Here is a 24,170-nt window from a genome sequence, read left to right as displayed (position 1 = left end):
ATTCTCACTCCCCCTCTAGCTGCCGCCAAACCTCTTCCCTGGATGGTTTCCCCAGCTTCCGGTAGACGTTCCCCTCGAACAGCGCGTCGAATTGGCATACTGGCTTGTAATCGCAGAATTGGCAGGGCGACTTGGGACCCAGCCGATAAGGCTCAATCGATACCTCGCCTTCCAGAATGCTGTTCCCAATTCGGCCGATCATATCTCTGACGGAACGACGCAGCGAGCTCCACTGCTCCTCCGTCACAACAGAGGAGCTGCTGTAGAAGCTCGCGTCCTTCTTGAGCGCAACGGGCAAAATATCGGAGTAGCCCGTATCCAGCTCGCCGTCCATCAGTCTGGCCACCTCAGAATCGGCCGTCAGCAGCCCTTTGGTCTTGTATCGCTTCAGCAGCTTCGATGTCACCTCGTGGGGCTCGATACGATTCGCAAGCTGCAGCAGCGGATTGTGGACATGAAAGTACAGCACGCCTGCCGGCTGCGCAGGCTTGCCCAGCCACTGCTCTGAGTGCGTTATGAGCACATCGAGATAAGTGAGCATCTGCAGCGACAAGCCATGCACGACCTCCTCCAGCTTCAGCGAGGTGGAGCTGGATTTGTAATCCAGCACGCGCAGAAGCAGGCCCTGCTCCGTCTCCGCAGCGTCGACACGGTCAATTCGGCCTACAATTTCCAGCTCGGCACCGCCATCCAGCGGCAGAACCAGCGCCGGAATGGCTCCGCCAGGGCCAAAGTCCACCTCCGTTGCGACTGGCTGGAATTTCGCGCGTCTGGCATGCTCGCCTAATATGATGGCTGCCTGCGCGACAATCTCCTTCAGCTTCCGCGCAATATATTGAAATCTTCCGCTGCTCAGCAGGATCTGCGATTGCAGCTTCGGCGCAATTTCATCTACCGTATGAGACGCTTCTTGCCTAATCTCCTGGCGCGTCAGCTTGCCCCAGCGGCTCTCCAGCTTGCCCGCAAGCTTGCTAAGCGCGGCATGGAACAGCTGGCCGACATCCGGCGCCTCCAGACGGTAGAGCTTGCGCTCGCGAAGCTTAAGGCCGTGTACGGCAAAATGCTGGAACGGACAAGCGACGAAGCGCTCCATTCGGGATACGCTGACGGATAGCCGGTCGCCGTACAGCTCTCTCGCGAGCGTCCGGGGCAGCGCCTCCTCTTGATTGTGATAGGTCAAGGATCGGACAAGACGCTGAAGCTGTCCCTGCCATTCCGGTCGAACGGCGTACCAGTTGTATAAGTCCCACCAGAACGGAGCCATTTCGCCTTCCTGCCGCCAATCGCGCAGCGCCTTAATCAGATGCGACACCGTACGCTCTGGATGCTGCACGAAGGTCCGCTGCGTGTCGGGCGACATACCAGGCGCTGGCTCCGCAGATGCGTCCTGTACGGCAATTCCCGGAAACAACGCCCGAATGCCCCGAATAATCTCCGATGGCAGCAGCGTCTTGCCTTCCTCATCCGCCGCGGACCAGCTAATCCAGAGCGATTCGCTGGGCGTCGTCAGCGCGTTGTAGATCATGAACCGCTCGTCAAGCAGCCTCCTGCTCACGCTGGGCGCCAGCTCGAAGCCATTCGCGCCCAACTCGTCACGCTCGGCCTCCGTCAGAATGCCGTCCTCCTTCACCCTCATGGGCATAACGCCATCATTAGCTCCAAGCACGTAGCAGACGCGAATGCGTCCCGACCTCGTCCTCTCCATGCTGCCGATTAGCACCTCGTCTATCGAAGGCGGCACAGAGGCCAGATTCAGACTGTCCAAGCCCGCCTCCACCATACCGGCGAACAGCTCGGGCGTCAGCTCCTGATCGCCGGCCAGCTCCACGAGCTGATCCAACATGGCCATCACATTATCCCACAGCTGACGGTGCGACCGGCTGCGCCGCGGATCGCCGTTTGCCATATCCTCAGCGCTCCAGAGGTCCAGACGATCCGCCGCCTCCGCCTGCTCCAGCAGACGATACAGCGCCTCGCACATTCCTCTTACGTTGCCTGGCCTGCGCAGGGCGTCGCCGAACGACTTCAGTGGAGGGACCACGGTGTCGCGGGCCGCCATGACCATTTCGAACTCGCGGCGCGCGCTGGCCGTGATGGATGCCTCCAGCTCCTCGTCGTCCTCCAGCGAGGGCTTGCCAAGCGGCCTCCAGCTTCGCTCATCCAGCCACTTCCAGCCATCAATCCCTGCGGCAAGCGCATAGTTTTCCAATCGGTCGAACCACTCGCGAGGCAGGCTGCCATCAGCCGGATTCAGCATCTCTGTCTTGATGCAGCGGAACACGGCGTCGTAACGCCAGCCGTGAAGCACCGACTCCAGCGCGGAGCGGATAAATTCAACCAGCGGATGATGGGTCGCCTTCGACTTCTGGTCAATGAAATACGGTATCTCATAATCGTTGAATATAACGGATATATAATCGGCGTAATCCTCGGCATTTCTTACAAGAATCGCGAAATCGCGCCACCTGACGCCGTCGCGCGCCTTCACGAGCATGTCTCGCGCTACAGCCTCGACCTCCGCTCTCCGGTTCGGGGCAGAAGCCAGGCGAATGGCGCCATTGTAGGCGGCATCACTCCCGCCTCCAGGGATCAGGAACGGGACGCGCTGGCCGTAATGCTGCTCCAGATGCGCCAGAACAGGACTCTGCGCAAACTTGGGAGCAGGCCGCTTGTTCAGATCGACGGGCTCCAGCACATCAGCGCCAAGCTTCTCTGCCAGCTCCGCCAGCTTCACACAAGTCTCCGCCGTAGGATGGAACAGCTCCAGCTCATGCGGTCTCTCGTCTGACCGGTACGGCCGATCCAGCGTCAGCGTCACGCTTACATGCGCGCCGGAGGCAAGCAGTGTGCCGAGCGCCTCCATTTCCGTCGGCGTGAAGCCATGGAAGCCGTCCACCCAATAACGAGCCTCTTTCATGGCCGACGCGGCTCCATAGCCAGTCTTCAGGCGCTCCAAGTAATCCTCGGCGTCCACATATTTGCCTTCCAGCTCGCCTTCCATCGCTTCGTATATGCGGCCCAGATCATGCAGCTTACGCTTCAACAGCCCGCTCTTGCTCCCCTCCGACGCACCGGCGAACTGGCGAATGCCGTCCGACTGGACGCCGTACCGCTTCCACTCCGTCAGCAGCTCCGACAATCGCTCGATAAAGCCCGCTTGCTCCCCGCTGCCTCGGAACAGCTCCAGCTCGGAGGCAAGCTTATGCACGATTTTGTACAGCAGCATCGACTTGCCCGTGTCGCCGATCGGCACGAGCGCCGTGCCTCCCGACTCCTGCATAACCCGGAACGCCAGTCGCCGGAAGCTTAACGCCTGAGCCCGAAGCGAGCCCCTTGGACCGCCGCCCTTCAGGAGCGAATATTCGGTCTGGAAGGTCGCCTGCTCCGGCACAAGCATAATGAGCGGAGGACCGCCCGGGTCTCTCCGCATTTCCTCTCGTATCTCCATCTGGCAATAGCTCGTCTTGCCTGAGCCTGCCCGTCCAATAATAAATCGAAGCGGCATTGTTCGCTCTCCTCTCCCGAGCTTGAACATCGCGTGAATTTAATGAGTTTGAGTTTTGCTGCGAACCTCGAATATCGCAAATTTCAAATAATGGCCCTCATTGACGCCAAGCAGCTGCGGATGATCCTTGCCGGCTGCGCGCCACTCCACTAGGCGAAGCAGCTTGCCGGCATCGTTCGCCGCCTCTTGGATGGTCTCCAGAAACAAGTCGGGCCGCATATGATAGGAGCAGCTCGCTGTCACCAGGTATCCGCCCTCGTTGACCAGTTTAAGGCCCTGCAGATTAATATCCTTGTAGCCTCGACACGCCCCCTGCACCGCATTTCTTGTCTTGGCGAACGCGGGAGGATCCAGAATAACCACATCCCAGGTCCGGCCCGCCGAAGCCAGCTTCTTCGACGTATCCCCGCCGCCAGCCGCTCTGCTCTTACGCTCCTCCAGCCCTTTCACTTGCTCCCGCAAGTATTGGAACGCGTCCGCAACGACGAACTCCACGCGCTCGGAGAAGCCATTGCGCTCTACATTCCGCTTCGCAGTGTCAATGGCATGCTGAGACACATCGAGACAGGTAACCTTCTTGGCGCCGTATTGACAAGCGTGCAGCGTAAAGCTGCCTGTGTGGGCGAAGCATTCCAGCACCGTTGCGCCATCCCAGTAGGGGAAGGTGACGGCCTTGCCATTGGCGTTGACGGGTACAAGACCGGCCTCCTCATGCTCCGGATGAGCGGACAGCCGTATGCCGCTTCGCGCCCCCCAGCCCTGCATTAACGGCGCAATGGAAGCCCGGTTCTCGCGCTGATCGAAGAAATAGCCTGTTTTTTGACCATCCACGATATCCACTTCCAGCTTCAAGCCATTCTCCTCGATAATGACGATCGGCTCGCATTGCCCGTACAACACACCCTTCCGCTCCTCCAGCCCTTCCAAGCCGCGGACGCTGACGTCGCTTCTCTCATAGATGCCGGCTGGCTGGAACACCTCCACAAGCGCGTCAATCAGCGCCGCCTTCACAACCTCCATGCCTAAGGTCAGAATTTGCACCACCAGCACGTCGCCGAAACGGTCTACGATCAGCCCCGGCAGAAAGTCTGCTTCTCCGTATACGAGGCGGCAGTCCCGATCCGCGACAAAGCGTTCCCTGTGCTCCTTGCAGCGCTTCAGCCTCTCCGCCAGGAATGACTGACCCATTACGGGGATAGGCTCGTAGGAAACAATGCGCACCGTAATCTGCGATTTCGGATTCCAGTAGCCCGTAGCCAAATATTTGCCCTGATGATTCACAACCTCCACCAGACCGCCTGGCTCGGCTTGTCCCTCCAGCCTGTCGATTTCACTCCCGAATATCCAGGGGTGCCCCTGCTCCGTTCTTTTTTTGCGCGCCTTGTTCAGCACGATTTTGGCTTGCTCGCTCAACTTGACATACTTCCTCTCTATGTACGGGCTTGTCATGACGGTTTGGACCTAGGCATACCTATAAGTCATGGATAGATAATAAAGGAGATATTACAAATGATACATACGATTCTGGTCCCCATGCTGCTTGGCTTCGCCGTGTTTATGTGCGGCATGAAGCTGATGGAGCTGGCGCTGCACCGCTTGGCCGGCCCTTATCTGTCAGGAGCGCTGCAACGCTCCACACGAACGCCGCTGCACGGACTAGCCGTGGGCACAGCAACGACCGCTGTCCTGCAGAGCAGCACGGCGGTAACGATTATTTCGATAGGTCTCGTTAATGCGGGGCTGCTTACTTTCCCGCGCACGCTGGGCATCATTCTGGGTACAAATATCGGCACGACGGTGACAACCGAGCTTATCGCTCTGCATATCCATGACCTTGCTGTACCGCTGCTGTGTATATCTACCGCGATCTGGCTTCTGACCGCCTTGCTCGGCGAGGCTGGGCTCATTCCCCGTCTGGGCGCTCCCAGATGGCTGGAGTATGTGCGCTTTGTATCCGTGGCGTTATGCGGCTTCGGACTACTGCTGTATGGCCTGACGATGATGCAGTCGATCGGGCCGGCTGTGCAGCAAAGCCCCATGTTCGACTGGTTCCTCCAGAAAGCGGCCGCCGGTATATGGTGGGGACTTGCGGCTGGAGCCATATTGACCGCTGCCATTCATAGCAGCGCCGCAGTGATTGGCCTCGTCATGGGGTTCGTCAGCATCGGAGCGATGTCTCCGGAGCTCGGCGTCGCTCTTGTGCTCGGCTCTAACGTAGGCACCTGTGTAACGGCCCTTCTGGCGTCCATCGGAGGCTCGCGGGCCGGTCAATTCGTTGCTTATGCCCATACGCTCCTCAACCTGCTTGGGGCTCTTCTTTTCCTGCCGCTTACCGGCGAGCTGACAGCGTTCGCGGGCTGGCTGTCCCATTCACCCGCCTCGCAAATCGCTCACGCCCAGACGATATTTAATATCGCTTGCTCCCTGCTCGCGCTGCCCTTCTGTTATATGAGCGTGTTCCGTCGCTTGGATTCCATAGAGCTCAGATAGGGAGAATGAACGCCTTACGGCTGAACAGCAATACCCAGCAGCTGCAGCGCACCGGCTACGATGCGATGATTATTGTCGTAGCCGGACTGCTTCTGCTTGCGCCAGGCCTCCAGCGGCTCGAACCAGTCGACGCCGCGAATTTCCTCCACCTGCGCCTGATGCTTCCCGCCAACGGCCTCTACAAGATAATAATGCACCTCTTTGTTCACGGTGCCGTATTCATGATGCTCATATTGATATTTGATCTGGTCGATAGGCGCAATAATGACACCGGTTAGACCGGTTTCCTCCGCAATTTCGCGAAGCGCGGTCTGCTCCACCGTCTCGCCCGCCTCCATCTTGCCCTTCGGCAGGGAAACCTTGCCATAGCGGTCCTGAATGAGCTGAATTTGCAGCTCACCTTGTTCGTTGCGGCGGTATACAACACCGCCAGCCGAAATTTCCAACATGCGCCTTCCCCCCTGCAACATTTACGCATTAGTATATGCAGCAAAGGATTCCTTCATCTTCCGCTCATAGGCGAAATGATGCAGGAATCCTGCGTTGTGCTTCCCGATTTTACGCTTGTACCGCCTCTGCCGAAGGCAAAGCGAACGCCCTGGACGGCTTTGATTCCGCTTGGGCAATGGGAATATGCGGCTCCAGCACACGAAGGAACTGGCCCCGGCATTCATTGACGCCCGCCTCCGTTATTTTCACGCGGCACAGCTTGCCGATCATATCCTCCGTTCCGTCGAACACAACCTGCAAATAGTTGTCGGTATAACCCATGACAAGACCTTGTCCCGGGGCTCCCTTGTAATCGCGCTCCGGTATAACGTCCAGCACAGCTCCCACATATTGCTGCGCGTATTGAAGCTGCAACTTCTCCGACAGGTCGATCAGCTTATGCACACGTTCGTTTTTGATCTCCTCGTCGACCTGGTCCTCCATGCGAGCGGCAGGCGTACCCGTCCGCTTGGAATACGGGAAAACGTGCATTTCGGCAAAGCCCAGCTCCTCCATATAGCGGTATCCGTTCTCGAACATTTCGTCCGTCTCGCCGGGAAAGCCCACAATGACATCCGTTGTGATCGCCACGCCTGGCATCGCTTCATGCAGACGCTTGATCTTGGCGGCGAACTCCTCTGTCGTATATTTGCGGCGCATGCGCTTCAGCACAGCATTCTCGCCCGCTTGAAGCGGAATATGCAGATGGCGGCACATTTTGCTGGATTTGTTCAGCACCTCAATCATCGCGTCGTCGATTTGGCTGGCTTCGATGGAGCTGATGCGAATGCGCTCAAGCCCCTCCACTTTGTCCAAATCCCAAAGCAGGCTGGTCAAATTATAATTTTCCATATCGTCGCCGTACCCGCCTGTATGAATGCCGGTCAACACAATTTCCTTGTACCCGGCGTCTACCAGCGCTCTGGCCTGCTGGAGCACGCTTTGCGGATCGCGGCTGCGCGACAGTCCGCGCGACCACGGGATAATGCAGAAGGTGCAGAAGTTATTGCAGCCCTCTTGAATTTTCAGGAAGGCGCGCGTCCGCTCTGCAAAATCCGGCACGTCGAGCTCCTCGAAGCTGCGCGTCTTCATAATATTGCGAACCGCGTTGACGGGCTGGCGATCGTCCTGGATTTGCTTGACGAAGCTCATGATTTTATCGCGGTCCTGTGTCCCGATCACAAGATCAACGCCTTCGATTGCCATAATCTCCGCTGGCGAGGTCTGAGCGTAGCAGCCGGTCACCGCCACGATGGCGTCTGGATTGCGCCGAATGGCGCGACGAATAATCTGGCGGCTCTTCTTGTCGCCTGTATTGGTCACCGTGCAGGTATTAATCACATAGACGTCGGCCGTCGACGCTTCGAAATCGACTTGCTCGTAACCTTCATTTTTGAACAGCTGCCAGATCGCTTCCGTATCGTAGAAGTTCACTTTGCAGCCTAATGTGTAAAACGCGACTGATGGCATGATGGTCACGCTCCTCCCATTTCTCCGGATTCATATAATAGACAGGCCAGCCCAACTAAGCCTGCCGTTTCCGTTCTCAATATGCGTCTGCCCAGGGCAATCAGTCTCGCCCCGGCCTCGCTTGCTTCCTTCGCCTCCCGCTCGGTAAAGCCCCCTTCGGAGCCAACGATCAGCAGCACGCGCGGCGCAGAGGCTCCATCGCCCTGCTCCCGCTTCCATTGCCGGACGGCATCGGCGATACCGATCCCATGCGCATCTTTGCCCTCGGCCTCATAGCAGAACAACGCAAGGTCATATTGGCCGATTTCCTTCAGCAAGCCCTTCCAGGTAAGGAACGGCTGGATCGCAGGAATGCAATGCCGATGCGATTGCTCGGCCGCCTCCTTGGCGATTTTGCCCCACCGCTCCAGACGCTTCGCTTCCTTCTTGCCGTCGTATTGCACGACCATACGCTGGGATTCAAAGGGTAGAAAAGCGGCGGCGCCGATTTCCGTCCCCTTCTGTATCACAAGCTCCATTTTGTCGCCCTTGGGCAAGCTCTGCGCAATCGTGATCCGCCAAGCTGGCTCACTGTCCGGGGCAAGCTTCTCCAGCACTTCAGCACGCACCTCCTGCGGCGCGGCGTCCACAACGGAGGCAAGCACCGTGCAGCCTTGTCCGTCGCAGGCGATCAACCGGTCTTCCGGCTTCATCCGCATGACGCGAACGGCATGATGGGCATCCTCGCCCGTTATCGTAACAACGCCTTCCTTGATTTGCTCCGGCGCCACAAAGTATCGCTGCATATCCTTACAATCCATCCTTCATCTTAGCATGTATGGCCTTGTGAAATCTATTGGAATGATTTCTAGCTCCAGACCATCTGGAAGCCGAACAGGGAGCTGAGCATACGATTAATTCCAGTATACAGCGGGACCTGCAGTCCCAGTATGGGGTCCAGCGTAACGGCCCGCAGCGGCGGTATAAACACAAATAATAAAAAGAGGAACATGCCCCACTGAATATTTTGTTCAACCTTATAACGAATCCGAAGCGGCAGAAATTCCGAGACGATCCTGTATCCGTCCAGAGGCGGCAGCGGGATCAGATTGAATACGAACAACAGAAGATTAATGGTGACGAAATAAAAGAAAAACACTTGCAGAGCGGACTGTACGCCAGTCGAAGCAGCCTGCATGAGACCCGTGCCATATAAAATATAAATCAGCAGCATGCCGATAAAGGCCATAAGCAAATTGCTGAGCGGGCCGACTGCGGATACGATGACGCTCATCGTCCGGCGATGCTTGAACCGGCTCGCGTTGACCGGCACGGGCTTCGCCCAGCCAAATCCCGCAATAAGCAGCAGAATCGTACCGAAGATGTCGAGATGAACCATGGGATTAAGCGTCACTCGGCCCTCTCGATAAGCCGTGTCATCCCCGAATTTATATGCGCTGTAGGCGTGGGCAAATTCATGCACCGTGAAGACAATCATAATAACGATAACGACAAACGGCAGATGCTCCAGCGGATACCACAGGAAGTTTTCCATTTAAGCCTCCTTAAGGTTTTTTGGCGACAAAAGCGATCCAGTCTTCGTCGCGGCGCTTCTCCACAATAACAAATCCGGACGCCTGGAGACCACGCTCCACATCGTCCTCCTTGTTCTTGTACACACCAGATGCAATGTAGATGCCGCCAGGCTTCAGCGCCTCGTATACATCGTCGATGAACAGCAGAATAATCTCGGCCAGAATGTTAGCGACAACCAGATCGACCGGCACCGTCACCCGCAGAGCACTGCTATCCTCTTCTCCCGCCTGCTCCTCGCGCAACACGCCCAGCAAATCGCTTAGCTTCACTTCCACCTGCTGGGACAAGTCGTTCAGACGGACGTTCTCCGTGGCGCTGGATACCGCTATGGGATCCAAATCCAGCGCAAGGACGCTCTTCGCGCCTAGACGGCATGCGCCGATAGCCAGAATGCCGGAGCCTGTGCCGACGTCAATCATCTCTTCCCCGCCCTGCACCACCGACTCCAGTGTCTGCAGGCAGAGAGCTGTGGTGGGATGGGTCCCCGTGCCGAACGCCATGCCGGGATCCAGCTCAATAATTCGTTCGCCCTCGCTCGCCTCGTAAGCTTCCCAGGTTGGCTTAATCGTCAGCGTATCGGACACGCGCAGCGGCTTAAAATATTGCTTCCAGGCCGTTGCCCAGTCCTCATCGTCCACTTCCTTCGCGGAATAGGACACATCGCCCGTATCAATATCGAATTCCTTCAACTCGTCAACGCGCGGCTTCAGCGCTTCGATTAATTCACCCGTATCTGTTCCTTCGGGAAAATAGCCCTTAATAACCGCCTGACCCTCCGGAATATCGTTAAGCGGAAATTCATACCACTGCCCCAGAGAAGTATCGCGCGGCTTGTTCAGCGAGCCCGATTCTTCAATTGAGACGCCGCCGGCGCCCATCTCATGGAGGAAGTTGGAGATCATCTCCGTTGCTTCTTCAGTCGTTGCTATCGTAATTTCATGCCATTTCATTCATATTGCCTCCCAGGTTCCAAATTGCCTATCCTCTATTGTACAACAGACTTGCTTCCAAGCACAAAAAAATGGCGCAAAAAAGACTTTCGTCTCTTGCGCCATCCCGATGCCACACTTAACTGAGCGTCGTATCCACACTGCCTCCGACCTGCTGAATGAGGTGCAGCGCCCTCTCCGCCACTGACTCATCCACCGTTGCGGTCAATATGCCTCCGCCTTCCTCATAGCCGCTGACAGCGGCCGCTCGAAGCGCCTGCAGCTTATGCAGCGCCTCCTGCGCTTCCCGCTCGGACTTGAACGAGGCCTGAATTTCGATCGGCCTCATGTCTCGTTGCGGCGATCCGCTTCGGCTGCCCGCTTCATCGCAGCGCGATCCGCGTCGTCGGCAAGCTCCTCCGCAAACTCCACATCCTCGGCTTTGCCGTTATGGAACTCAGCCTCCTCGACCGGAAGCTCTCCGAAGTTGATTTTCTTCATATCGTTGTCCATGCCATGCTACCTCCTCGACAAGGCCATATGCCTGTTCCTTCTAGGGTAGAATGCGCGAACTTCTTCAGCATTATTCAAAAAAAAAGACGTTCCGCGCGTTAATCGCCGCGGAACGCCTTCTTCATCCGTTCGAAGATGGATTCGTGATTCTCGCCCTGCTCGCTTGTGGTTTCCCCTGTCAAGCCGCCGAATTGGCGCAGCAGGTCCTTCTGCTCGTCGGTCAGGCTTGTTGGCGTAACGATCGTCACCTTAACGTGCTGATCGCCTGTGCCATAGCCGCGAAGCTTCGGCACGCCCTTGCCCTTCAGACGGAAATAAGTGCCCGTCTGTGTGCCTGCCGGCACCTTGAGCTTCACCTTTTCACTCAGAGTCGGAATTTCGATCTCATCACCAAGCGCCGCTTGCACGAAGGTAAGCGGAACCTCGCAATAGATATCGTCGCCTTCCCGGTCAAAAAACTCATGGGCCTTCACGCGAAGCACGATATATAAATCGCCCGCCGGTCCGCCTCGCAGACCGCCTTCTCCTTCGCCGGACATCCGGATTTGAGCGCCGTCGTCCACGCCCGCCGGAATGTTGACCTTGATGCGGCGCTGCTTCTTCACTTTGCCCGCGCCATGGCACGTGACGCATTTCTCGCGGATAATACGTCCAGTGCCGGAGCAATTCGTACACGCGCGGCGGTTGACCATACGTCCGAACGGCGTATTCTGCACAACCTCCTGTTGACCCGTTCCTTTGCACGTGGAGCAGGCCTCTGGCTTGGTGCCCGGCTTTGCCCCATTGCCATGGCAAGTATCGCAGGACTCCGTACGAGGAATCGTAATTTCCGCTTCCTTGCCGAATACGGCTTCCTTAAAATCAATGGTCATCGTATATTGCAGATCATTGCCTCGCTGCGGTGCATTAGGATCGCGGCGAGAGCCGCCCCCACCGAAGAACATATCGAATATATCCCCGAAGCCGCCGAAATCCTGGCCGCCCGCTCCGCCCATGCCTTGATTGGGATCGACATGCCCGTAACGGTCGTATGTCGAGCGCTTCCCGTCATCGCTGAGCACATCGTAGGCTTCCTTCACTTCCTTGAACTTCGTTTCCGCGTCCGCCTCTTTGTTGACGTCCGGATGATACTGACGTGCAAGCTTGCGGTACGACTTCTTGATATCCTCCGCGGAGGCATCCTTGCCGACGCCTAGCACCTCATAATAATCGCGTTTGTTAGCCAACCGATCTCACCCCCGCTGATCACTTGTTTTCCCCTGTTCCACGCAACGCATGAAAGGAGGTCAAAGACAGGGCAAGCCCCTCTTTGACCTCTCGCCGTTTCCGCTTACTTCTTGTCGTCGACGACCTCGTAGTCGGCGTCCACTACATTGTCCTTGCCTCTAGCCTCGGCAGCCTCACCCTCAGGAGCTTCGCCCCCCTGCGCTTGGGAAGCCTGCTCATACAGCTTGACAGACAGCTGCTGCACGATTTCTGTCAGCGCCTCGACGGCAGCGTTAATTTGCTCCACGTCGTCTGTTGCGATGGCAGCAGTTACTTTTTCTTTGGCCGCGTTTGCTTTCTCGATTTCGGAAGGGTCCACCTTGTCGCCAAGGTCCTTCAACGTTTTGTCTGTTGAGTAGACGAGCTGGTCAGCCGCGTTTTTAGCTTCAACAAGCTCTTTGCGCTTCCGGTCTTCTTCAGCGTTCAGCTCCGCGTCCTTCATCATTTGCTCGATTTCCGCCTCGCTCAGACCGCCGGAGGAAGTGATTGTAATTTTTTGGCTTTTGCCTGTGCCTTTGTCCAGCGCGGATACGTTCACAATGCCGTTGGCATCGATATCGAAGGTTACTTCGATCTGCGGTACGCCGCGCGGCGCAGGAGGAATGTCGCTAAGCGTAAAGCGTCCCAGCGTCTTGTTGCCGGCTGCCATGGAGCGCTCGCCCTGCAAGACGTGAATCTCAACGCCCGGCTGATTGTCCGCATACGTGGAGAACACCTGCGATTTGCTTGTCGGAATCGTCGTGTTGCGGTCGATCATCTTCGTGAATACGCCGCCTGCTGTCTCAATACCCAGGGACAATGGCGTAACGTCAAGCAGAACCACGTCCTTGACGTCGCCTGTCAGCACGCCCGCTTGAACAGCTGCGCCCAGAGCGACAACCTCATCCGGATTAACGCCTTTGTGAGGCTCTTTGCCTGTCAGCTTCTTCACCGCTTCCTGCACAGCAGGAATACGCGTCGAACCGCCAACCAATACAATCTTGTCAATATCATTAGCTGTCATGCCAGCATCGCTGAGCGCCTGGCGAGTTGGACCAAGCGTACGCTCTACGAGACCTGCGGACAGCTCCTCGAATTTCGCGCGGGACAGATTCATCTCCAAATGCTGAGGCACTCCGTCTACCATTGTAATGAACGGCAGGGAAATGGTGGAGGTCATAACGCCGGACAGCTCTTTTTTCGCTTTCTCAGCGGCGTCTTTCAAGCGCTGCACTGCCGCTTTGTCCTTGGAGAGGTCAACGCCCTGCTCCTTCTTGAACTCCGCTACAAGATAATCGATGATGACTTGGTCGAAGTCGTCGCCGCCAAGCTGGTTGTCGCCGCTGGTCGCCTTCACCTCGAAGAAGCCGTCGCCCAGCTCCAGGATCGACACGTCGAATGTGCCGCCGCCAAGGTCATAGACGAGGATCGTCTGGTCTTCAGCCTTCTCCATACCGTAAGCAAGCGCAGCAGCTGTAGGCTCATTGACGATACGCAGAACCTCAAGGCCCGCGATTTTGCCCGCGTCCTTCGTTGCTTGGCGCTGGCTGTCATTGAAGTAAGCTGGCACTGTAATAACAGCCTGTGTAACCGTTTGGCCCAGGTAAGCTTCAGCGTCAGCCTTCAGCTTCTGCAGAATGATTGCCGAAATTTCCTGCGGCGTAAATTCCTTGTCGTCAATTTTTTCCTTATGGTTTGTGCCCATATGGCGCTTGATGGAGATAATCGTGCGATCAGGGTTTGTAATAGCCTGGCGCTTTGCCGTTTCGCCGACAATACGCTCTCCGTCCTTCTTGAAGCCGACAACGGATGGGGTCGTGCGATTGCCCTCCGGATTGGGAATGACGACGGCTTCGCCGCCTTCCATAACGGCTACGCAGGAGTTAGTTGTTCCTAAGTCAATACCGATAACTTTGCTCATGACTGAGTCCTCCCAAATAATTAGTTATTCTATATCTCGGCCCATTAGCCGCTAACCTTCACCATCGCGGGACGGAGTACCTTCTCCTTGAGCATATAGCCCTTCTGAACTTCCTCCACTACGATGCCTTCTTCATATTCATCAGATTCCACCGTCATAATAGCTTGATGGAATTCGGGATTAAATGGTTCACCGACGGATTGAATCGGCTTCAGCCCTTCCGCGTCGAGCGTCCCGCTGAGCTGGCGGAATATCATGTCTACGCCCTTCGCCAGCGACTCATAATCGCTGTTGCTGGAAGCAGCCGCCATCGCGCGCTCGAAATTGTCCACGACAGGCAATAGCTGGCCAACCAGCTTCATGGAGGCGTATTGTCCAAGCTCTTCCTTCTCCTTCATCGTCCTGCGACGGAAGTTGTCGAAATCCGCCTGTGCTCTTAAGTATCGCTGCTGCGCTTCCTCTGCCTGCTTCACTAGCTCGTCGTAACGGGAATCCGTCGCCGCTTGCTCGGCTTCTGGGGCAGCGTCCTGGCTCTCAGCAGCCTCCTGCATCGAATCCGACGCTTGCTCTTCTACTACTGTATCCACTGCTTCATTCTGTTGTTCCTTGGCACTCATCTGTTCACCTCCTAAACGTAATGCTGGGTTCTCATTTATACCAACGGCTGAGCATATGGCCCATATCCTTGGATATCAAATCAATCAAGCTGATGACCTTGCCATACTCCATGCGCGTAGGCCCCAGTATGCCAATGGTGCCGAGCGGCTCGCCGTCAATGGAATAAGTGGCGGTAATCAGGCTGCAGTCGCTGATGGCCTTATGATCATTTTCTGTTCCGATTCGCACTTGTATGCCTGAAGGCAGCGACGCGAACATCTTCATAATGGTCGGCGCTTCGCCAAGCATATCCAGAATCGTCTTCACCTTGTCTACATCCTTGAACTCGGGCTGTGTCAGCATGTTCGTCGCGCCGCCCAAGAAGATGCGCTGCTCCTCGTCATTCTGAAGCGCGCTCTCCAGCACATTAATTAGACCCTCATAGTGATCCACATGCCGTTCAAGCTCCTGGCCCACCTCCGAATACAGCTTTGCCTTCAGCCGAATCAACGGCACGCCAACAAGCTTCGTATTCAGAATGTTAACAACCTTCTGCATATCGTCCATATTCAGGTCCTGCGGAATCGTAATCGTCCGATTCTCCACATGGCCGGTGTTCGTGACAATAATCGCCACCGCGGATGTCGCGTTCAGCGGCACAAGGCCGAAGTGCTTCAGCGAGGTGTGGAACAGCTCCGGTCCAAGCAGAATGGACGTATAATTCGTCAGACTGGACAAAATGCTCGCCGTATGCTGAATCACCTGCTCCATCTGATTCATCTTGTCCGTCACCATGGAACGGACCTGATTCATATCCTCATCCGTCAGCTGCTTCAGCTGCACGAGATGATCGACATAATAACGGTAGCCCTTGGTGGAGGGTACGCGTCCGGCAGAGGTGTGCGGCTGCTCCAGATAGCCCAGCTCCTCCAAATCCGCCATTTCATTCCGAATGGTGGCTGGGCTGAAGGCAACGTCGCCCCTCTTCGAAATGCTGCGGGAGCCAACCGGCTCGGCTGAACGAATATAATCATCTACGATGGCATTTAATATCATACGCTGTCGATCTGTCAGCATTTCGACCCCTCCATATTCTTAGGAAAATGTAAGATTCGGTCCTTCGTTAGCACTCAACTCATATGAGTGCTAATCGCTAATACAAAAATACCAAACCAACTTTGTCGTTGTCAAGTCGGTTTGGCCCTATAGGTATCATTTTTGTTGCTCCATCAGCTCAATCCAGCGACAAGGTCCGCAGCACCGCAATTTCATCACACGCATGCTGCTTCGGGCAGTTGACGCAGTCCTTCCATACCTTCTCGGGGAATATCTCCTTGTCTACAATCGAGAAGCCGTTCCGTTCAAAAAATTTGTCAGCGTAAGTCAGCGCCATTACCTTCGTGATGCCCTGCTCCTTAGCCTGCTCCAGCAGCTTCTCCACCAGCTTGCTGCCGATTCCGTAGCTCTTGTAACCTTCGGTAATGCCAAGCGAACGAATCTCGACCAAGTTCTCTCCAAGCTTCGTCAGAGCGCCGCAGCCAACGACGACGCCGCCAACCTCCGCTACAACAAACGTGTCGATCATATGTGCGAGAGCCTCGCGGGATCGGGGTAACATAATCCCTTGCTCAGCGTAGCCCTTTATTAATTGAAACAACGTTTCTACGTCCTGCTCATTTGCCGTCCTGCATAATACATCCAATGCCTGCATCGCCGCCTGCACCCCCGCGAGTTCCGAATCATTCGTTATAAGAATATGAATAAATATACATCATAATGAATGAATTCTCAAGTCTCTTTTTCACCAAAAGATTCCTGATCGGTCTCGCTAGCGGTTCTATCCCTGCTCCACGCCAAGAAACGCCCCAAATACCTCATTGCCCAGCAGAACGCCGCGCTCCGTCAGCCGATATACGGTGTCGCCGCCAGCGTCAAGGCGTTCCAGCAAGCCGTCGCGAATTTGCTTCTCCAGCACCGCGCCGTAATGGTCCTCCAGTCGATGTCCCGGGAACTGCATGGCGAATCGGGAGGCCTGCACACCCTCCAGCAGCCGCAGTCCTACCATCATAAAGTCCTCCATCGCTTCATGCTCCGGTATCGAATAGCTCTCCAGCCGCGGCAGCTTCGCTTGGCTCGCATCGATATAAGGCTGCACGCCCTTCAGATTCACATGGCGTTGTCCTCGAGCATAGCCGTGCGCTCCGGCTCCCAGCCCATAATAAGGCTCGTTGCGCCAATAGGTGGAGTTATGTCTGCTCTCGTAGCCCGGCTTGGCGAAGTTGCTGATCTCGTAATGGCGGTAGCCGCCAGCCTTCAGCTTCTCCATGAGCAGCAGGAACATCCCAAGCTCCTCCTCCTCCGCAGGCAGCGGAAGCTCATTCCGCTCATACAGCTTATGGAACAGCGTATTCTCCTCTACCTTCAAGCTGTAGAGCGAATAATGCGGCAGGCCGAGCGCCATTGCCCGATCCACGCTATCGGACAGCAGCTCCAGCGTCTGTCCAGGCAGACCAAACATCAGGTCGATCGACAGGTTGTGAAAGCCGGCGCTGCGGGCATTTTCCAGACTCCGATAGACATCGTCCACATTGTGTATGCGGCCGATCCGCTCCAGCAGGCCATTGTCGAACGACTGCACGCCGAAGCTGATGCGATTCACGCCGCCCGCCTTCATCGCGGCCAGCTTATCGGCGTCCGTCGTGCCTGGATTGGCCTCCATTGTGAATTCCGCCCCTTCCGCGATGGGGAAGTGCCGGAATACCGACTCCAGGAATCGCTTCATCTGAGGCGGCGTAAGCACAGTTGGAGTGCCTCCGCCCACGAACACCGTGTCGATACGGTCCGGCGGAAGCTCCGCCACCGTTCGCTTCATCTCCTCCTCCAGAGCATCCAGGTAGGAATCCACGGGCTGCCCTTTCAGCACATAAGAAGTAAAGTCGCAATAATGGCATTTGTTCGTACAGAACGGGATATGAATATACAGCGCCTTCGGCGACGCCATGAATGGATGCATAATGGTAGCCCCTCTCTTACAAAAAAGGAAGGAGAGCGTCGCTCTCCCCCTGGTCATGCTTGTTAGTCCTCGTCGATTTTCAGCACCGCCATAAACGCCTCTTGAGGCACCTCTACGCTGCCGACCTGCTTCATCCGCTTCTTGCCTTCCTTCTGCTTCTCCAGCAGCTTCCGCTTCCGGCTGATGTCGCCGCCGTAGCATTTGGCAAGAACGTTCTTGCGCATAGCCTTGACCGTCTCCCGCGCGATAACCTTTGTGCCGATAGATGCCTGAACCGGCACCTCGAACATCTGACGCGGAATAAGCTCCTTCATCTTCTCGCAAATAATGCGTCCGCGAGCGTACGCGCGATCGCGGTGCACGATAACGGACAACGCGTCGACCTGCTCGCCGTTCAGCATAATATCCATTTTGACCAGACTGGACTTGCGATACCCCGACACCTCGTAATCAAACGAAGCATAGCCCTTTGTGCGGGATTTCAGCTGATCGAAGAAATCGTATACGATCTCCGACAGCGGCATCTCGTAGGTCAGCGTTACGCGGTTCGAGTCCAGGTATTCCATATTGATGAACTCTCCGCGCTTGCCCTGGCAAAGCTCCATAATCGTGCCGACAAAGTCGTTCGGAACGATAATGGAGGCCTTCACATAAGGCTCCTCCACGTAATCCAGTCGTCCGGACTCCGGATAGTTGGACGGGTTGTCGATGTCCATCTGCTCCCCGTTCGTCAATGTAACCTTGTAAATAACGCTTGGCGCGGTCGTAATAAGCGGAATGTTGAATTCCCGTTCAATCCGCTCCTGGATAATCTCCATATGGAGCAGGCCCAGGAAGCCGCAGCGGAATCCAAATCCCAGCGCTGTTGAGGACTCCGGCTCATAGCGGAGCGAAGCGTCGTTCAGCTCCAGCTTCTCCAGCGCCTCGCGAAGATCGTTGTAATCCTGCGTCTCGATCGGGTACAGACCGCAATATACCATGGGGTTAATGCGGCGGTAGCCCGGGAGCGGCTCCGGCGCAGGCTTCTTGGCATCCGTGACCGTGTCGCCGACGCGCGTGTCCTTGACGTTCTTAATGCCCGCCACAACAAAACCTACGTCCCCTACCGACAGCTCGTCTACAATGGTCATACGCGGCTTGAACGCGCCCACCTCGATAACCTCGAATTCAGCGCCCGTCGCCATAAACCGGATTTTTTTGCCCGCCTTTATATGGCCGTCAATTACCCGAACATAGACGATAACGCCTTTGTACGCGTCGTAATGGGAGTCGAAGATCAACGCCTTCAGAGGCTGATCGGGATCGCCATTGGGAGCCGGCACCTTCGTGACAACCTGCTCCAGTATTTCCTTAATGCCGATTCCCGCTTTCGCGGAAGCGTGCACCGCTTCGCTGGCGTCAAGGCCGATAACGTCCTCAATCTCTCCCTTGACGCGCTCCGGCTCTGCGCTTGGCAGATCGATCTTGTTAATAACCGGCAACACCTCAAGGTTGTTGTCAAGCGCCAGATAAACGTTAGCCAGCGTCTGGGCTTCAATGCCCTGTGCGGCGTCAACGACCAGCAGAGCGCCTTCGCAGGCAGCCATGCTTCGGGATACCTCGTACGTGAAGTCGACATGCCCCGGCGTGTCAATCAGATTAAGCAAATACTCCTCGCCGTCGTCAGCGCGGTAGCTCAGCCTGACCGCCTGCAGCTTGATCGTAATGCCGCGCTCGCGCTCCAGATCCATCTGATCCAGCACCTGAGCCTGCATTTCCCGGGAGCTGAGCGCTCCCGTATATTCCAAGATTCGGTCGGCAAGCGTCGACTTGCCATGGTCGATATGAGCAATAATGGAAAAATTTCTTATTTTCTTCTGTCGGTCGCGAACATCAGTCATGCACTAGGCCCCCACACATTCCAATAATTCCAATCATTCCTCCTATTATATCAGCTTGAAGGAGTGACAGCAATTAGTGCATCAGGCCGTCGAACAAGTCCGCCACGAGCCGGATGCCCTTGCTCGACGCCGATTGGAGCATGCCCGACGTAGAATCGGCTATCTTGTTGACGGCGGGCTGACCGTCCTCGTACGGCATGCCGGGCAGCCTTTCCCCGTTGTAGCCGTAAGCGCGGCGTATTTCCTCCAGCTCCTTCTCCAGCTGCGCGATCCGCTTCTCCGTCTCGGACTCGTAGCTCTCCCGCTGGGGCTCCTGCGCCCCGCCCGTTTCATAGCCATATGGATTGGAATAGCCCCCTTCGCCCTCAATAGGCCCATATATGCGTTCAATGCCGGATGACGTCATCTCCAAGCCGAACATGACAACAATCGCAAGCGCGCCGCCTATAATCAGCCACTTCCATGCGTGTCCCTTCATTCCGCTCTACCCCTCTCCGCTTACCTTCTCGGCTTCCCAATAAATTTCCGCTATGATTTCGCCCAGCGCGTCTGCCGTGCGGTACGATTCCTCCAGCGTATTTTCTACGCCGCCAATTTCCAGCAGCACGCTCTCCGAAGCGAGCGACTGGTTATATTCGGCATTGCCTGTAGCAGTTGTTTTCCCCCATATCCCTCTGGAGATACCAGGATACCTCTTCTCCAGCGCCTCATGAATCTGGGTAGCAAATGCTTCGTTTTCCTTCCAGTTGGGGTTTTTGTGGCCGATGATAAAATAAACCTGGGCATAGCTCACGCCGTTAATGTCTACCGTCGTATATTTCCGCTTCTGCGAATCGCGATGAATGTCGAAGATGAACTTTAAGTCGTTGCTGCTGGCGAGCGCCTCCTGCACCGTTTTTTTGGAATATTTGTAGCTGAGCTCCCATCGATATCCCTTTATAGCTGTGGGATAATCCGTATCAGAATGCATGGCGCCGATGCCCTCCTCCTCCAGCTTCTCGGCAAGCCGCTTGCCCACCAACGTAATGTTTTTGGTGCTGGAGTTCGCATCCTTGGCGTCCACCTCCGGATACCAGGACTCTCTATTATGAGAATGATAGATAAACGCAATTTTGGCGTCGCCCGTCGAAGGCTCCTCCGGCTGCGGAGCCGCCGACACCTCGGGCTCCTCCCCGCCTTCCCCGCTTGGCCCGTTATCTGGCTCTGCCCCAGGCTCCTCAGGCTTCCCGCCGTTGTCCGGGACTTGGACGCCGTCCGAATCTACGATCGGCAGCTGATCCTTGGGTCCGATGTTGGTGTCCGTTCCGACGCCTTTGCGAATGAGGAAGGAATCGTTCGCCATGCCGGGAAGCTCCGCGGCCAGCAGGCCCCCAGGCGTGCTCGGATTGATGCTGGTCAGCGTCCGCATCATGAAAGCGCTGATTTCCTGCGAGGTGAAGGAGTCCGACGGCATGCCGCTCTGGAAAGATGGCATCTCCATCTCCAGCATATCGCCAAAGAAACCTCCCGGTACTGCAGCGGCAAAGCCCTTCATGGAATGAATCGGCGAGCTTTCCGACTGCTGATGTGCGATTCCGGCAATGCCGAGCATCACAAAAAACAGCATGGAGCTAAGCGAAAGCAGTGAAAACGCCTTGCCCGTCACGAGCAGCTGCCGAATTTTGTAGCTATCCTTCCAATCCTTCCGTCGCATAGGCTTACGATTCAACATATAGGTATACCTCCCGTTATCCGCAAAGCGATAGTTAAGCTTTCCTAAGCTACTATCAATCTATGAGACAAGCTCGGTTCATAGAACCAGGAAGGTAGAGTCGTTAGGCAGGCACGCAAAAAAAGCGGGCTCGGACGCGTAAGCAGCGTCCAAGCTCCGCCGGGATGCAGGCACAGCGGTTCCCCGCTTATGCTCGCGCTAATGCGTATAAGCCGCCACGTTGTCCGTCGTAATCGCATCATGGAGCGAAGCGTTCAGGCCGCTGGCGATAATATTGGCGATGTCCTCGATAAATTCGTCCACTTCCTTAGGCGTGACGAGCAGATCATGTCCAATAGGGCTCAGCACCTCTCGAACGAGCTGCAGCCGCTCCGTCTCCTCCATGCCGTTCAGCAGGCCGAATATCTGGTTGGTATCGCCGTTCTGAGCCTCCAGGTGGTTGCGCATCAGCTCAAACGTATTGTTGACGATGGTTGATGCGTAGACAACGGTTGGCACTCCGATTGCAATGACGGGCACACCTAATATTTCCTTCGTCAGCCCTTTGCGCTTATTGCCGATTCCGGAGCCGGGATGAATGCCTGTGTCCGCGATCTGAATCGTCGTATTGACCCGCTCCAGCGCCTTGGAGGCGAGCGCGTCGATTGCGATAATCAGATCCGGCTTGGACTTGTCCACAATGCCATGCACGATCTCACTGGACTCGATGCCGGTAATGCCAAGCACGCCGGGAGCAACCGCGCTGACGGGCCGATAGCCAGGCGCCACCTGATCCGGCATCAGCTCGAAGAAATGTCGGGTTACCATAACGTTCTCCACAACCAGCGGTCCCAGCGCGTCCGGGGTGACGTTCCAATTGCCCAGTCCAACAATGAGGACGCGAGCCGTCTTCGGAATTTGCAGCCGCTGCAGGAACTGCTCGAAATGCTGGGCGAACTTGGTCGTTACGCGGTCCTGAAGACCGGTATCGCCATTGCGAAGGCCAGGCACCTCTAGCGTAATGTAATGCCCCGGCATTTTGCCGATCGCCTGCGAGCCCTGTTCATTCTGAACATGAAGCACCGTAATGGTAATGCCGTCCTCCTCTTCCGTTTGAACTTGAATGCCGGGAATTGGTCCCGCTCCCGGCTTCTCAGCCAGCTCCTTCGCTTCCAGCGCCAAATCGGTTCTCACATTGTATTGCTCCAGATCCAAATCCTTCATCGCGTGTCCTATCTCCCTTCAGCAGATCATCTTCCGTTAGTGTTCACAGCTCGTGTATTTTCATACCGACCTCCAGTCGCCTAGCCGAAGATTGGTTACTATTGCTTTTTGGGCACTCGCATGCTAATATATTTTAAGTTGTGTTGTTCCGCTGATTATTTGTAGGAGGTGAAATACCATGCCAAACATTAAATCCGCTATCAAACGCGTCAAAACTAGCGAGAAGCGCCGTGCTTTGAACGCTTCCCAGAAATCCGCACTTCGTTCGGCCGTTAAAACTGCTGATCAAGCAATCGCCGGCACTGATGTTGAAGCAGCGAAAGCCGCTTTGATCACTGCTTCGAAAAAATTGGACAAAGCAGTTACGAAAGGCCTGATTCATAAAAATGCGGCTGCCCGCAAAAAATCTCGTCTTGCAAAACGTCTGAATGCTTTGTCAGCGCAAGCGTAAGACATAGAATCAGGTAAAAAACGGATGCTCTCCGCCCATGCGGAGAAGCATCCGTTTTTTTGTTGGCTACGCTCTTTTTTCTTGTGCCAGCGACAGGAGGTACATCTCGAGCCCAAAGGTTTTGTCGATGCCGCCGGTTTTCATGCCGTAATCCAGCTCTGCAAGGGACGACAGCAGCCTCCCAAGCCTTGGCGTCTGGAATTTGCGGCTTTTTTCCGCGGCAAGCTTAACCGCGTAGGGATGAAGACCGAGCTGGCCGGCCATCTGCTGCGGCGAATATTGCGCCTCCAGCTCCTTAATCTGCAGCATGATGCGCAGCTGTCTAGCGATGAGAGCCGCAATCTTGATGGGCTCCTCCTTGCGCACGAGCAGCTGGCGGTACAGGGTAAGCGCCTTGTCAACCCGCAACTCCGCAATCGCGTCTACAAGCGCGAACACATCCTCCTCCACGGTAGCGGCTGTCAGCAGCGCCGCTTGCTCTGCCCCAATGACGCCGCCCTCGCCAGCATGCAGGCACAGCTTGTCCACCTCCTGAGCAAGCTGTCCCATGTTGACGCCTACGCGGACAAGCAGCAGCTCCGCCGCCTCCTCCGTCATTTGGCGTCGCTGCGACTCCGCCCGACGAAGCATCCACCGCTTCAGCTCAGGGGCATCCAGCTCCTGAAAGGCAATCAGGGCGCGCCGATCCTTCAGCGTCTTCACCAGCTTCCTGCGCTCGTCCAGCTTGTCCGCTTGCACGGCGAACAACATGACAGACGTCTCCAGCGGGTTATTCAAGTAGCTCAGCAACGTCTCAGGACGATGCTCCAGCTTCGCGTTTTCCTTGCCGCCGGCTGCGAATACAGAGGCGTCCCGCACCAGAACCAGCTTGCGCTCCAGGAAGAACGGAGGCGACTCCGCCTCCATGACAGCTTCCTCCAGCGGCGTCTCGCCCGTATCGAATTTCATAACGCCCATCTCTCGCTCCTCTGGGCTGAACATGGAGTCAATCAACGTATCCACAAACTGCTCCATCCGATATCGATCCTTGCCGTACACCACATATACAGGCTTGTATGCTCCCGCCTTGATTTCCTTGAGCGTCTCCTTCATTTCCATTCTTCTCGTTTCACTCCGCTTCTACAGTCGCTTCACAATGGCAACAAAGGGATGCGCCTGTTTGGCCATCCCTTTGCCTT

The 24,170-nt window shown here is 56.0% G+C and carries 22 protein-coding genes; 2 read left to right on the top strand and 20 right to left on the bottom strand.

The features are described from left to right. Positions 1 to 4: 4 nt before the first annotated feature. Both addB and AB1S56_RS10720 read right to left on the bottom strand, forming a co-directional pair. Positions 5 to 3,505: a helicase-exonuclease AddAB subunit AddB gene (gene addB / locus AB1S56_RS10725; RefSeq protein WP_340867873.1), complete on the bottom strand. Its 3,501-nt coding sequence runs from the start codon at positions 3,503 to 3,505 to the stop codon at positions 5 to 7. Between the two features lie 39 nt (positions 3,506 to 3,544). After that, a complete protein-coding gene (locus tag AB1S56_RS10720; protein ID WP_340867874.1) occupies positions 3,545 to 4,954 on the bottom strand; it encodes a class I SAM-dependent rRNA methyltransferase in 1,410 nt (469 codons plus the stop codon). 60 nt (positions 4,955 to 5,014) lie between these two features. On the opposite strand from AB1S56_RS10720, the gene AB1S56_RS10715 reads away from it, so the two are divergent. Further along, positions 5,015 to 5,995 (top strand): Na/Pi symporter, encoded by a 981-nt coding sequence (locus tag AB1S56_RS10715; protein WP_340867875.1) that lies wholly within the window; start codon positions 5,015 to 5,017, stop codon positions 5,993 to 5,995. Positions 5,996 to 6,009: 14 nt separating this feature from the next. Here the strand turns inward: AB1S56_RS10715 and AB1S56_RS10710 are convergent, their stop codons facing one another. From AB1S56_RS10710 to gpr, 17 genes are all read right to left on the bottom strand, one after another. Next, positions 6,010 to 6,444 (bottom strand): NUDIX domain-containing protein, encoded by a 435-nt coding sequence (locus AB1S56_RS10710; RefSeq protein WP_340867877.1) that lies wholly within the window; start codon positions 6,442 to 6,444, stop codon positions 6,010 to 6,012. Between the two features lie 109 nt (positions 6,445 to 6,553). Beyond that, the gene (gene mtaB / locus AB1S56_RS10705) at positions 6,554 to 7,954 is read right to left on the bottom strand and encodes a tRNA (N(6)-L-threonylcarbamoyladenosine(37)-C(2))-methylthiotransferase MtaB (RefSeq protein ID WP_340867878.1); all 1,401 of its coding nucleotides are present in this window, start codon (positions 7,952 to 7,954) and stop codon (positions 6,554 to 6,556) included. A 5-nt stretch (positions 7,955 to 7,959) separates the two neighbouring features. Continuing rightward, entirely contained in the window at positions 7,960 to 8,739 is a 780-nt protein-coding gene (locus tag AB1S56_RS10700) for an RsmE family RNA methyltransferase (protein ID WP_340867879.1), read from the bottom strand. A 62-nt stretch (positions 8,740 to 8,801) separates the two neighbouring features. Next, positions 8,802 to 9,488 carry a site-2 protease family protein gene (locus AB1S56_RS10695; RefSeq protein ID WP_340867880.1) on the bottom strand — a complete coding sequence of 229 codons (687 nt, stop codon included), beginning with the start codon at positions 9,486 to 9,488 and terminating at the stop codon, positions 8,802 to 8,804. A gap of 10 nt (positions 9,489 to 9,498) precedes the next feature. Beyond that, the gene (gene prmA / locus AB1S56_RS10690) at positions 9,499 to 10,479 is read right to left on the bottom strand and encodes a 50S ribosomal protein L11 methyltransferase (protein ID WP_340867882.1); all 981 of its coding nucleotides are present in this window, start codon (positions 10,477 to 10,479) and stop codon (positions 9,499 to 9,501) included. Between the two features lie 118 nt (positions 10,480 to 10,597). Further along, complete coding sequence (locus tag AB1S56_RS10685; protein ID WP_340867884.1) at positions 10,598 to 10,807, bottom strand: hypothetical protein; 210 nt, start codon at positions 10,805 to 10,807, stop codon at positions 10,598 to 10,600. Beyond that, positions 10,804 to 10,971 carry a YfhD family protein gene (locus AB1S56_RS10680; RefSeq protein ID WP_340867886.1) on the bottom strand — a complete coding sequence of 56 codons (168 nt, stop codon included), beginning with the start codon at positions 10,969 to 10,971 and terminating at the stop codon, positions 10,804 to 10,806. The genes AB1S56_RS10685 and AB1S56_RS10680 overlap by 4 nt, the downstream gene beginning before the upstream one ends. A 98-nt stretch (positions 10,972 to 11,069) precedes the next feature. Then, the gene (dnaJ, locus tag AB1S56_RS10675; RefSeq protein ID WP_340867887.1) at positions 11,070 to 12,197 is read right to left on the bottom strand and encodes a molecular chaperone DnaJ; all 1,128 of its coding nucleotides are present in this window, start codon (positions 12,195 to 12,197) and stop codon (positions 11,070 to 11,072) included. A gap of 104 nt (positions 12,198 to 12,301) precedes the next feature. Beyond that, positions 12,302 to 14,137 carry a molecular chaperone DnaK gene (dnaK, locus tag AB1S56_RS10670; RefSeq protein WP_340867888.1) on the bottom strand — a complete coding sequence of 612 codons (1,836 nt, stop codon included), beginning with the start codon at positions 14,135 to 14,137 and terminating at the stop codon, positions 12,302 to 12,304. 44 nt (positions 14,138 to 14,181) lie between these two features. Continuing rightward, positions 14,182 to 14,754, bottom strand: a complete 573-nt coding sequence (grpE, locus tag AB1S56_RS10665) for a nucleotide exchange factor GrpE (RefSeq protein ID WP_340867889.1) — start codon at positions 14,752 to 14,754, stop codon at positions 14,182 to 14,184. A gap of 31 nt (positions 14,755 to 14,785) precedes the next feature. Continuing rightward, entirely contained in the window at positions 14,786 to 15,811 is a 1,026-nt protein-coding gene (hrcA, locus tag AB1S56_RS10660) for a heat-inducible transcriptional repressor HrcA (RefSeq protein ID WP_340867890.1), read from the bottom strand. A gap of 157 nt (positions 15,812 to 15,968) precedes the next feature. Further along, positions 15,969 to 16,445 carry an N-acetyltransferase gene (locus AB1S56_RS10655; RefSeq protein ID WP_340867891.1) on the bottom strand — a complete coding sequence of 159 codons (477 nt, stop codon included), beginning with the start codon at positions 16,443 to 16,445 and terminating at the stop codon, positions 15,969 to 15,971. Between the two features lie 126 nt (positions 16,446 to 16,571). Beyond that, entirely contained in the window at positions 16,572 to 17,747 is a 1,176-nt protein-coding gene (gene hemW, locus AB1S56_RS10650; RefSeq protein WP_340867892.1) for a radical SAM family heme chaperone HemW, read from the bottom strand. Positions 17,748 to 17,809: 62 nt separating this feature from the next. After that, positions 17,810 to 19,627, bottom strand: a complete 1,818-nt coding sequence (gene lepA, locus AB1S56_RS10645; protein ID WP_340867893.1) for a translation elongation factor 4 — start codon at positions 19,625 to 19,627, stop codon at positions 17,810 to 17,812. A 73-nt stretch (positions 19,628 to 19,700) separates the two neighbouring features. Beyond that, complete coding sequence (locus tag AB1S56_RS10640) at positions 19,701 to 20,105, bottom strand: hypothetical protein (RefSeq protein WP_340867895.1); 405 nt, start codon at positions 20,103 to 20,105, stop codon at positions 19,701 to 19,703. A gap of 6 nt (positions 20,106 to 20,111) precedes the next feature. Beyond that, a complete protein-coding gene (gene spoIIP / locus AB1S56_RS10635) occupies positions 20,112 to 21,338 on the bottom strand; it encodes a stage II sporulation protein P (protein ID WP_340867897.1) in 1,227 nt (408 codons plus the stop codon). A 198-nt stretch (positions 21,339 to 21,536) separates the two neighbouring features. After that, entirely contained in the window at positions 21,537 to 22,541 is a 1,005-nt protein-coding gene (gene gpr / locus AB1S56_RS10630; RefSeq protein WP_340867898.1) for a GPR endopeptidase, read from the bottom strand. A gap of 178 nt (positions 22,542 to 22,719) precedes the next feature. Here gpr and rpsT point away from each other — a divergent pair, with 178 nt between their 5' ends. Further along, positions 22,720 to 22,992: a 30S ribosomal protein S20 gene (rpsT, locus tag AB1S56_RS10625; RefSeq protein WP_340867899.1), complete on the top strand. Its 273-nt coding sequence runs from the start codon at positions 22,720 to 22,722 to the stop codon at positions 22,990 to 22,992. A gap of 66 nt (positions 22,993 to 23,058) precedes the next feature. Here the strand turns inward: rpsT and holA are convergent, their stop codons facing one another. Then, complete coding sequence (gene holA / locus AB1S56_RS10620) at positions 23,059 to 24,090, bottom strand: DNA polymerase III subunit delta (protein WP_340867901.1); 1,032 nt, start codon at positions 24,088 to 24,090, stop codon at positions 23,059 to 23,061. Positions 24,091 to 24,170 lie beyond the last annotated feature (80 nt).

The organism is Paenibacillus sp. PL2-23, from assembly GCF_040834005.1.
GTDB lineage: Bacteria > Bacillota > Bacilli > Paenibacillales > Paenibacillaceae > Pristimantibacillus.
Note: the sequence above shows the minus strand (reverse complement) of the source record. Positions and strands in the feature narration are given on the sequence as shown.